This is a genomic window from Nocardia sp. NPDC058640, from assembly GCF_042716995.1.
GTDB lineage: Bacteria > Actinomycetota > Actinomycetes > Mycobacteriales > Mycobacteriaceae > Nocardia.
The window spans coordinates 1-9,939 of record NZ_JBHXRG010000039.1 but is presented as its reverse complement, the minus strand read 5'-3'; the positions used below and the strand labels follow the sequence as shown (position 1 = coordinate 9,939).

Annotated in this window: 12 protein-coding genes; all 12 read left to right on the top strand. The window is 62.5% G+C overall.

Features of this window, described 5'->3' with window-relative positions; translation table 11 throughout:
- Nucleotides 1-423: 423 nt before the first annotated feature.
- A complete protein-coding gene (locus ACFWU5_RS26435; protein WP_379247467.1) occupies nucleotides 424-633 on the top strand; it encodes a hypothetical protein in 210 nt (69 codons plus the stop codon).
- 8 nt (nucleotides 634-641) lie between these two features.
- Complete coding sequence (locus ACFWU5_RS26430) at nucleotides 642-1,202, top strand: hypothetical protein (protein WP_379269490.1); 561 nt, start codon at nucleotides 642-644, stop codon at nucleotides 1,200-1,202.
- A 324-nt stretch (nucleotides 1,203-1,526) separates the two neighbouring features.
- Nucleotides 1,527-2,243 carry an alpha/beta fold hydrolase gene (locus ACFWU5_RS26425; RefSeq protein ID WP_379247471.1) on the top strand — a complete coding sequence of 239 codons (717 nt, stop codon included), beginning with the start codon at nucleotides 1,527-1,529 and terminating at the stop codon, nucleotides 2,241-2,243.
- A 30-nt stretch (nucleotides 2,244-2,273) separates the two neighbouring features.
- Nucleotides 2,274-2,504, top strand: coding sequence for a hypothetical protein (locus ACFWU5_RS26420; protein WP_379269488.1), 231 nt, complete (start codon nucleotides 2,274-2,276; stop codon nucleotides 2,502-2,504).
- Nucleotides 2,482-2,778, top strand: a complete 297-nt coding sequence (locus tag ACFWU5_RS26415) for a hypothetical protein (protein ID WP_379247474.1) — start codon at nucleotides 2,482-2,484, stop codon at nucleotides 2,776-2,778. Before ACFWU5_RS26420 ends, ACFWU5_RS26415 begins: the two co-directional genes overlap by 23 nt.
- A 232-nt stretch (nucleotides 2,779-3,010) precedes the next feature.
- Nucleotides 3,011-3,787: an N-acetylmuramoyl-L-alanine amidase gene (locus ACFWU5_RS26410; RefSeq protein WP_379269487.1), complete on the top strand. Its 777-nt coding sequence runs from the start codon at nucleotides 3,011-3,013 to the stop codon at nucleotides 3,785-3,787.
- A gap of 205 nt (nucleotides 3,788-3,992) precedes the next feature.
- Nucleotides 3,993-4,445: a hypothetical protein gene (locus tag ACFWU5_RS26405; RefSeq protein WP_379269485.1), complete on the top strand. Its 453-nt coding sequence runs from the start codon at nucleotides 3,993-3,995 to the stop codon at nucleotides 4,443-4,445.
- 41 nt (nucleotides 4,446-4,486) lie between these two features.
- On the top strand, nucleotides 4,487-5,152 hold the full coding sequence (locus ACFWU5_RS26400; RefSeq protein ID WP_379247480.1) for a hypothetical protein: 666 nt from the start codon (nucleotides 4,487-4,489) through the stop codon (nucleotides 5,150-5,152).
- A 97-nt stretch (nucleotides 5,153-5,249) separates the two neighbouring features.
- Entirely contained in the window at nucleotides 5,250-5,402 is a 153-nt protein-coding gene (locus tag ACFWU5_RS26395) for a hypothetical protein (RefSeq protein WP_379247482.1), read from the top strand.
- Between the two features lie 87 nt (nucleotides 5,403-5,489).
- Nucleotides 5,490-5,825 carry a hypothetical protein gene (locus ACFWU5_RS26390; protein ID WP_379247484.1) on the top strand — a complete coding sequence of 112 codons (336 nt, stop codon included), beginning with the start codon at nucleotides 5,490-5,492 and terminating at the stop codon, nucleotides 5,823-5,825.
- A gap of 167 nt (nucleotides 5,826-5,992) precedes the next feature.
- Nucleotides 5,993-6,337, top strand: a complete 345-nt coding sequence (locus ACFWU5_RS26385; protein WP_379247486.1) for a hypothetical protein — start codon at nucleotides 5,993-5,995, stop codon at nucleotides 6,335-6,337.
- A gap of 517 nt (nucleotides 6,338-6,854) precedes the next feature.
- Nucleotides 6,855-9,635 carry a hypothetical protein gene (locus ACFWU5_RS26380; protein WP_379269483.1) on the top strand — a complete coding sequence of 927 codons (2,781 nt, stop codon included), beginning with the start codon at nucleotides 6,855-6,857 and terminating at the stop codon, nucleotides 9,633-9,635.
- Nucleotides 9,636-9,939: the final 304 nt, after the last annotated feature.

The following is a 9,939-nucleotide window of genomic DNA, read 5'->3' as shown; positions in this document are numbered from 1 at the left end:
GCGCCCGTGCGGCTGTTTGCTCTCTGCGCCTAGAAAGCCACCGACCCCGGGGCGGCCGGCCGTGAGCCGGGCGGCCGCCCCGGGGTCGTTCTCGGGCCCTGAAAACGCTTACGCCAGAGCGAGTGGCGCAACACCAGCCCGGAAAAGTGGCGTAGCACAACGTCTTTGACCTGCGCCTTGTGACCAATTTCGACGGAACTGTTGACATCGCAGACCCGCTCAGTCATCATTTACTCAGCGGGCGGACGCATGCCCAAAGCGGTTGCAGCACACCGCATTCCTTCCTCTTCCTCTTCCTCTTCCTCTTCCTCTTCCTCGGGTTCGTCCGTGGGCGATGGCGTCGGAGGTTTACCTGCCCATTAAGGTGGGTAGCCGAAGCCCCCAGCAGTGGGGGCAATGATCGTGATCATGGTTAGGGTGCAGGTGTCTACTTTGTTCGGTGCAGGTCCGTCCGACGAGGCGGGTGGTGGGAGCGAAACCCCGTCGTACCCGAGCGTTTCGTCTCGGGAATCCAGGTCGAGCTACCAGCGTCCACCCGGTCACCTCGACCCCGCCAGCTTCGACATCGAGGATCTGCGCACGGTCGCCCGAGTTGTCGCCCAGTGGCGGTCGCTACGCGATCCGATCGGCTGAGGCACCGGATGACCGCGCAAGATTTCGACGTGCTGCCCAGCGCCTACAACGCCTTTGAGGAGGCATTCAAGCAGGGCATCAAGGTCGCAATCGTTCACCTGAACAACCAGGACTGGAACTGGTCGCACCGCGACCGGGGCATTTTGGTGTCGAAGTCGCTTGATCACCGTGCCCGAAACGAAGCGGTGGCCCACTGCATCGCCCACTTCGATCTGTCGTCGTCCAGAAAGGGCCAAGAAGCGCTCAAGTGGGTGGGGTGGCGTGGGCGGCTGGAGATGGATATCCACAGCATGGTGGCCGGGCGAATGATCAGCCTTCCGGCGTTGTCGGACGCGATCAGCCTGTCCGAGGATTTCGTCGATGTCGCTGCGTGCCTTGGCGTTTCCGAGTTCCTGCTCAGCTGGCGGCTGCAGTACCTGACGGATGACGAGATCGGCGAGCTGCCGGTCCACGCGCTGAACCGACTGCAATGGGGCCCCAGTCACGACACCGTCGTCCCGACGGGGTGCGGGTGGCCGCCGCCTGGCACCGGCGACATGTACCTACAGATAGCAAAACACCAGCTCTAGCCATCGACGACAAGAACCCTCGGCCCTCACGGACCGGGGGTTCTTTCGTTGACCCCTAGACCCGAACTCATGCGGCAGGCCCCCGGACGAAAACTTCCGATCCAGCGGGTTCAGAGCCCGCCGCATGCCCACCCCTGACGCGCCCGTCTCCCGCACTTCGCTGCGGTCGAACGACGTTGTAGCAGCTCAGGGGTGAATTGGTCCCGCTCCGGACAAAGCAGTCCGGAGCGGGACCTCCACCAACGTCCCAGAGAGGCAATTCCTATGTGGTCAATGAAAGGTTCACGGCCCCAACGGGACCCACGAACCATCGACGTTCTCGTCATGGGCGGTACCTGGAACCCCGGCGGTGACGGCGTCACCGGCGCGTTCACCGAGGCGCTGAACAAGTCGATCTTCACGTCTCGGATGGTCCCGTATCCGGCCGACTACGGCTCGTACGTGAGCTATACCGAGAGTGTCGCCGAAGGCAAACGCGCACTGCTCGCGGCGATCGATCGTTCACCGAATCCGGTTGTCCTGGCTGGGTATTCGCAGGGAGCGGCGGTTGCCGGTGACCTCGCTGCTGAGATCGGTCGAGGCGAGCATCCCGGTCGCGAAGTGATCGCCTGCGCGCTGATCGCCGACCCTCGCAGGCCGGCAGGCAAGTTCATCGGTCTGGTCGATCCCGGCGGCTACGGCGTCGTCGGTGAACGGCAGATCCGAGGCATCCCCGCGTATTGGGCTGCGGCACCTGGTGATCCGATCACCGCCCTGCCCGCAGGCAACCCGCTGCGAACCATCGCCGACTTGAGCGCCTTCTTCAGTTTCGCCAGTACGAACGCCGCCATCACTTGGGCGCAGCAGATGCTGCAGACGGCAACTCGAAATCAGTTGCAGCGCTGGTGGTCTCCAGAGAACTGGCGCAACTGGACAGGCGCGATCGCCTATGCCCGCGGCTATCTCTTCGACGGTCGTCACACCGACGACTACGTCCGCTTCGGTCATGCCCGCGCGCTGGCGCAGGCATTGAACCGCGATGTCGCCGATGGGCGCATCTGACACCCGCGAACCTGCGGAAAGGAACTCAACATGCGAATCAGTAAGGTGCCCGAACCCGCGCTGATCCGGTCGGTACTCGTCGCGGTCACCGGTGTGATCGCGTACCTCGTCGGCCGCGAGGTCGACGCCGCGTGGGTCGAAGCCCTGCTCACCCTGTACGGCCTCGCCACCCCGGTGATCGCCGGCGCGGTGATCAGGCCCGCGGTGACCCCGGTGTCGGGATCGGTGGGTGAATCCGATGGCCTCGTGGTTAAGTCCTGAATTCATCCAGGCGACCGGCATCGCCGTTGCGACTGTGGTCACCGCCGTGACGGCGTGGCAGGCCCGCGAAGTCGCCAAGTTGCGTGAGCGCGTAGTCGCGCTCGAGGAGCAAGCGGTAGACGATCAGCTGCGATTCCGCGACGCGATCCGCCTGATCCGCGCCCTCCAGCGGCACATCGATGAACTGCTCGGCTTCCTTCGCCTGCACGTCCCCGGCCAGGAACCGCCCGTGTCGCACTACAAGATCCCCGCGACACTCCAAGAAGAAATCTGACGGCCTCGCGCCGTTCCCGAACTGCATGCGGTCGGCCCCCGGAGAACACTTGACACAGTGCGGGATTCGAGCCCGCCGCATGCCGCGCTCCTGAAGCGCGCAGTCTCCCGCAGGTGGTCTGCGGTCGTAGACGTCGCCGCAGCATCAGGAGTGACCGGTCCCGCCCTCGGCACTTCCCCTTCATCAACCGGGGGTGGGACCCCAAACCTTCACTTACACAAGGAGTTACCCCATGGGTTGGACAGGTGACCCGGTATGGCTGGCCGACGTGCTACGCGATGCCGGGCTGAATGTGATCGAACACGAAGGCTGGCGCAACCGAGGCCACGGCAACTTCCGTGACCTGCGTGGCGTGCTGTGCCACCACACCGCAGGCGGCGGCAAGAACGACTGGCGCATCGTCCAAGACGGCCGCGCCGACCTGCCCGGCCCCCTCGCTCAGCTGGTCCTCGAACGAGACGGCACCTTCCGCGTGATCGCCGCAGGAGTCTGCTGGCACGCGGGCCGAGGCTCTTGGCCCGGCTGGCCCACCAACAACGCCAACTACCACGTGATCGGCATCGAAGCCGTCTCCCGTGGTGACGGAAGTGACTGGACCCCAGAACAACTCGACGCCTACAAGCGCGGTTGCGCGGCGATCCTGGCCCGAATCGGCGTCGACGCCGAAGACTGCGTGGCCCACCGCGAGTACTCGCACGAAGGAAAAATCGACCCCGCCGGCATCGATATGGACCAGTTCCGTAGCGACGTACAGGCATTCATCGACGGAGAGGATGCTCCGATGAGCGCAGCCGAAGTGAACCAGATCCAAGATTTCGTCGCCGCCTTCTGCGGCCCGATCGGCACCGATGTCAAAGACATCCGCGAGCAGCTGTGCGGCAGCCAGCAGCGTGACGCGGGCATGTTCGCAGGCTGGGAACAGCTCGACGGCATGACCGTGGTCGACGCGTTGGCCGACGTGCTGGACCGCCTGAAGGCCCTCGAAACGCCCGCACCCGAGGGGAGGTGAATTCCATGCTTCCTGTCCTTCTCGAACTGCTTCAGCTGGCCATTGTGCTCGCGCCAGTTGTCCTGCCGCTGCTCGGCCTCTGAGCTGTCAGACCACGTCGTAAGAAACAACATTGGGAGACGATGATGACGCCTAGCGACGCCGCCGAGGACGCCGCCGACGACATCGGCGCCGGCACCCTCCACGTCGACGTGCAGGTCAAACTGTGACGTCGCCGTATCCGATTCCGGGCAAGTTCCCCGACTTCGAGCAGTTCATGGTCGACCTGCTCACCCCGATCGAGACCACCCTGACAGCGTTGCCCGCCAGCGGCACCGACCTACAGACCGCGATGCCCTTCTTCTGGGTCCGGGTTGTCAGCGGTAGCACCGACATCAACGAGATCACCTACACCGCGAAGGTGCGCATCGTCGCAGCCGCGGCCAACCGCGCCGCGGCGCAACTGCTGATCGGCACAGCGCGCGAAGCAATGCTGTCGAGCCCCGGCACCCGGGTGAACGGTGTTCTCGTCGACTGGGCGGAGGAATCCGCAGTATCCGAAGTCAAGTACTTCCCGCCAACTCTGCAACGCAGCCAAGGCGTTGCAGACCTTCCCGACCTCGATCCGGTTCACCAACTGGTCGAAGTCGGGTTCACCGTGCACGCCCGCCGTCAGTAATCGGCAGTACGTAAGCACACTTTTCCGAGAATGGAGACGCTATGCCCGCCACCAACCTGATGGCACTCAAGGACGCGCAGCGCGAACTGCTGCTCAAGCCGCTCGACGCGGCCGTGTTCCTCGCTCCCTGGTACACCCCGGTTCCGGCTGCTTTCACCGACGCGACCGGCGCCCTGCAGACTCTGCCGGCGGCCTACAAGTCGGTCGGCCTGATCGACAAGAAGGCCGGTATCGCCTTCGCCCGCAACGTGACTGCCGCACCCATCGAGTCCTATGGCGAGCTGGAGCCGGTGCGTAACGACATCACCAGCGACACCACCACCATCGAGTTCGAGCCGCAGCAGATCACCGCCACCACGCTGGCGCTGACCACGAACGCGAACCTGGACCAGGTCCGTGCGGATGCGGCTTCGGGCGAGGTGCGCTTCGCGCAGCCGTCGTCGGAGCAGATCACCTACTACTCGGCCATCGTCATCGCCAAGGACGGCAACGACGCCGCGCCGATCTACATCTTCAAGGTGCTGCCGAAGGTCGCTGTCACCAAGTACGCCGGTGAGCAGTGGACCGCGACCAACATCATGTCGCAGAAGCTGACCCTGACCGCGTTCAAGGACGACACCGCCGGCTACTCGGTGGCGCACGGCTTCGGTGGCGCGGGTTGGAAGAAGGTTCTGTCCAAGACCGGCATCGCCACCGCCTCGGCCTGATCTCAGGCCCCTGATTGTGGGTGCGCGTCGTGTGTCTCCGGTCACGGCGCGCACCCACTCCTTTTTGCATCAGCACCGGAGGAGAGAACAGGTCATCATGTCCGCGATTCCCACCGAATACCCCGTCACCATGACCGACGGCGAAGCCGAGTACCTGGTCTTCGACGCCACGTCCTACGTCAATGCCGTGTTCACTCACGGCCATCAGCCGAAAGCGACCGCGCCTGCCGCGAAGCCGCGCCAGAAGTAGTCGGGTTGCCCCGTCCCTTGCGTCGGTACTGACTGGTGCAAGGGCACGGGGCTACCACGTCCCACCACAAAAACCGGAGACACCACCATGGCTACACCACGAAAGTCCACCATCGCCGGGACCAGCGACGAAGGTCGGTTCTACGAGATCCAGCAGGAACTCGCTGCCAGGCGCCGCGGCCCCTACCACCTCACCGCCGAGATCAGCATTCAGCCGATGACCCGCCGCCAGGCGAAGGCGTTGCGCGATACCAATGATGAAGACGCCCAACTGGCGATCCTGCTCGGCGACCAGCACGACGCGGTCGAGAATCTCTTCGACGATCGACCGATCGACGAATGGATCGCCTTCCAGGAAGATCTCTACGCCCACTTCTTCGGCGAGGGGTCCGCGCAGCTTCCGGGGGGATCCGAGGGCTCGTAGAGTTCTGGGACCGTTTCGGCGCCGCGCTCGACTACGACTTGCTCGAGCGCGGCATCGATGTCCGGGATTGCTTCGGGCCCTTGGAATTACGTACACGAGACTGGCGCACGATCTGGCGGTTCAAGGATCGGCTACCGCGCGGGTCGCAGTACAAGACCGCTCTCTCGATGGATCGTGAACTGGCAGAACAGTTGCTCGGGCACGACGACGATGACGACTTCGCCACCGATGACGGTCCATCACCGGACGGCTATACGCTCGACACCTACCTCCTGCTGACCGTCATCGATGGTCTACAGGGTGTGCAGGCGGCGGTGATCGCCGCGGCAGGTGCCGATCCACCTCCGATCAAGCCGATGCCTCGCCCTATGACCGCGGTTGATCTGCTTCGGGAAGAGCGGCGATTGCAGACAATGCACGATCTGGTCGAGGCCTTCGAGGCGCCAGCGGAGATCATTGATGTGGACGAACAGCCTGCGCCCAGCAGGTCTGTTGCGACAGTCGATGCCTGATCAGTCAACGGCTAATATAGCCACAGCGCGTCGACGGAAGGAAGAAGAGAGTGAACTGCTCCGACTACCGAGATATGGCGCTGACGTGGGAACACGGGCGTGACGGCGAATTTCCATATAAGAAAGACCTCGACGGTGTTGCGTTAGAGATCAGAATCGGCGAATTTCCCGAAGAATCAGTGTACAACCTCCTCGTAGATGGAGTCCCAGTCGACGAATTCGATGCCTGGCCTGAAGGTTGGGTCCGCCCAATCGGCTGATTGGGGATATTACCTGATAGTTACTCACCAGTGATCCCGCGGTGCGCCGTGGGATCACTTTTCATTTAACGGGTTCCGTAGCTTTCGATGCGGATTCGACCAGGCGACAATTCGTTGCATGGGTGAGCTATGCCCGGCGACCGCAATTGGCAGGCAGATTACCAGTGAGCTCTGAAAACAATACGCAGCCGTCCCGTAGACCTGCGGCCGCGGAACCGAATACGCCATTCATGGGGCCGTTACCCGCTCGAACCAGAGTGTCAGTTCCTCAAGGCCAGGGTACGCAAGCTTCGAAACCGGACGAATCGTTACCGGAACTGTTCGCCAGAATTCGTGTTTGGTACAACGATCAGCAGCAGAAGATTCCAGAACTGAACGCCCAATGGAAAAATGAGGGCGTGCCGCTGAAGGAGCGAGCACAGAGGGCGCAAGGGATACGCCACGAGGCGCGACTGGGTGCTCGTGAGTTGATGCCAGAGGATGCTGTCGAAGATCTGCGCCATCGCGATGCAAGTAAATACAATGGAAACCCTGATGGGCCTACTTTCGACTCTTTGGTCGCAAAAAACATGGCGGAAGGGTATACCGGCGATGCGGTATACGAACAGGTAATCGGAAGCTCCACGCGCACCGATTCTAGCTTCAACAAGGCCAATGGCCTTGCCGCTGACGGATCGAAGAATCCTTCGAAAGAATCCGCAGCGCCGCCGAGTCCGATCCCTGGACGCGGACCAAGTACTCCGCATCGCGATCAGTTGAAGAATCCAAGTCAGCTGGGAAATCTCGCAGGCAAAGCGAAGGCGGCTCCCTTGGCTCTGGGGGGCAAGGTCAAGAGAGCGGTAGGCAGGACAGCAGCCATGGCCGGAGACGCCGCCGGCATGCTGCCCCAGTTCGCCGGTGCTGCCAGCGATCCGACTGCGTTCGTTCAGGGGATGGCGGGAACTGCCCCCGATGCAGCGATGGAGATGCTCCAGAATGCTGGGGAAGCGGGTTTTGTTCAAGATGATGCTGTGAGTTCCGGGGGTGACAGCGCGCAAACCCGAGGCCCTCGCCCCGGACTCGCGCAGCCTTCTGGTGATCGTGTTGCGGGAAATCCCGATACGAGGGCGAAGGGCGGACCAACCGCCAGCATGCAGGGTGCACAGTCCGTATCGGGCGCAGTCGATGCCTCGGCAGCTGCAATGAAGAAGTCGACAGACGCGGCCAAAGGTCAGTCCGACGCCATGAAGAAATCCGCTGAAGCAGTGAAGGGCGCTTCGGATGGGATGAAGAGACTATCGACTGAGGCATCGAAATCCGTAGGTGCGCAGAAGAACGCCGCCGATGCGACGAAGAGCATGGCTGGTGCGCAGAAGAATTTGAACACCTCCATGAAAGGAGGCGTATTCGGCACAATCGTTACCGTGATCGGCCTGGTCATCTCGGGTGTGATGTTGCTGATCCAGCACTGGGACAAGGTGAAGGTCGGCTTCGACTGGGTGTTCAAGAATGTCTTGACGCCGATCGGCAAGTGGTTCTCAGACATCTGGGCCGGAACTCTGGCTCCGATGTTCAAATCCAGCATCGACAGTATTTCTGGCGTCTTCTCCGGAATGGGGTCAGCTGTGACTGGGGTGCTCGACGGCATCATGGACAAAGTCAGGTTCGTGGTCGGTATCATCGCGAACGTGATCGGCTCACTCCCTGAGATCAAATTTCTTGGCGTGAGCACCAAAGATGTCGCCAGCAAGCTGCATTCATTCGCATCGCCGGACAAGAAGGCCGACGGAGGCAAGTTGTCCGGGCCGGGGGGACCGCGCGATGACGTGATTCCTGTGCTGGCATCTAACGGTGAATTCATCGTCAACGCCGCGTCTACCTCGCAGAACCTACCGCTACTGGAAGCGATCAACTCCGGCGCGGTGCCTAGGTTTGCAGACGGCGGCGTCGTGCACTCCGAGTGGTCCTCACTGCTCGGTTCGCAGGCACAATCTGCTGTTGGCCGTTTCTTTTTCGGTTCAACCGGCGAACCTGCCCCAACGAAGGATGGCAAAGAACGCACGGGTTGGGACTATGTCGATACCACTGCAAAGACTGCCTTCGCGGGCGCGGCGAGCAGTTTCATGTCGGGCATGTTCGGAGATGCGTTGGGTGTCTTCGGCATCGATCGGATCCCCCCGGCGTTCCAAGCGATCGGTGAAGCCAAGAATCTGATCGAAGCCGACCGCGCGAAGTCGACGGAGGCCGCCTCGGGTGACGAAGGCGCCGGTGATGAGAACGCCGAGGTGGATGACCAGGAACAGCCTACGTCCGCTACACCGGCGGGTATGTCGGACAAGACGCGGCGCCTGATCGAATTCGCGCAGGGTGTCGATGGCGCGCCCTACGTGTGGGGTGGTGTCAACTGGGGGGATTGTTCCGGTGCGGTGTCCGCGCTGGCCAACTTCGCCGCTGGCTGGCCGGAGTTCGGCTCGCGCTTCGCGACCGGCAATCAGGAGGAGGCATTGCGCGCTCGCGGGGCCAACAGCGGGCTGGGACCCACCGGTAGTTTGAATATTGGCTGGTATCACAACGGAGGCGGAGACGGCCATACCGCAGCCACTCTGCCGAACGGGGTGAACTTCGAGATGGGAGGCGCGCGAGGAAACGGCCAATACGGAAAGTCTGCCGCCGGAGCGCACAACGGACAGTTCACCCACCACGCACATTTCCCGCCCGAGGTATTCATGGCGGCAGGTGGCTCGGTCTTCGGCCCCGGGTCATCGATCGGCGACATGGTTCCGGCATGGCTCTCTGATGGTGAGTTCGTGGTCAACGCCAAGTCCGCCGATGCGAACCGCTCGTTGCTCGAGACGATCAATCAAGATGCCGGCGCATTGGCGAACCTTGTCGGCCATGGCCTGGTCCCGACCAAGGCGCTGGCGGATGCCGGTGGTGGTGAGTCGGTCGATCAGTCGACTGCCATCCACCTGTCGACTCCGGATGTTGATACCGCATACCAGAAGGCGAAAACATTCATTGCCCAGCGTGGTCTGAGCTATGTCGGCAGGTTCGGCTGAGTTCCTTCGCATGGATGTGCGTTCGTAGAACGGCGAGCGCACATCCATGCGAATCCGGTAGGTTCTGGTTGGCAGCCTTGTCGCAGCAATGACGGCGACACCCCGCGGCACCGGGTTCACTGTATCTAGTGCCGCGTCTGGAAAGGTTGATGCGGTAACCGCTCGGGGTGGCGGGTTGATCGGTGGCCGGTGACCGGTGATGCTGCCTGACGGAGGTGGTGCCGGTGGCTCGCAAGCCGGATGTGTTCGTCAGAGCGGTAACCCCAGAGGAAGGCCGCAAACTCGCCCAGATCGCTAGGCGCAG

Coding starts and splice junctions, on each gene's coding strand:
- ACFWU5_RS26430 (WP_379269490.1), top strand. CDS start 642: ATGACCGCGCAAGATTTCGACGTGCTGCCCAGCGCCTACAACGCCTTT.
- ACFWU5_RS26425 (WP_379247471.1), top strand. CDS start 1,527: ATGGGCGGTACCTGGAACCCCGGCGGTGACGGCGTCACCGGCGCGTTC.
- ACFWU5_RS26420 (WP_379269488.1), top strand. CDS start 2,274: ATGCGAATCAGTAAGGTGCCCGAACCCGCGCTGATCCGGTCGGTACTC.
- ACFWU5_RS26415 (WP_379247474.1), top strand. CDS start 2,482: ATGGCCTCGTGGTTAAGTCCTGAATTCATCCAGGCGACCGGCATCGCC.
- ACFWU5_RS26410 (WP_379269487.1), top strand. CDS start 3,011: ATGGGTTGGACAGGTGACCCGGTATGGCTGGCCGACGTGCTACGCGAT.
- ACFWU5_RS26400 (WP_379247480.1), top strand. CDS start 4,487: ATGCCCGCCACCAACCTGATGGCACTCAAGGACGCGCAGCGCGAACTG.
- ACFWU5_RS26395 (WP_379247482.1), top strand. CDS start 5,250: ATGTCCGCGATTCCCACCGAATACCCCGTCACCATGACCGACGGCGAA.
- ACFWU5_RS26390 (WP_379247484.1), top strand. CDS start 5,490: ATGGCTACACCACGAAAGTCCACCATCGCCGGGACCAGCGACGAAGGT.
- ACFWU5_RS26385 (WP_379247486.1), top strand. CDS start 5,993: ATGGATCGTGAACTGGCAGAACAGTTGCTCGGGCACGACGACGATGAC.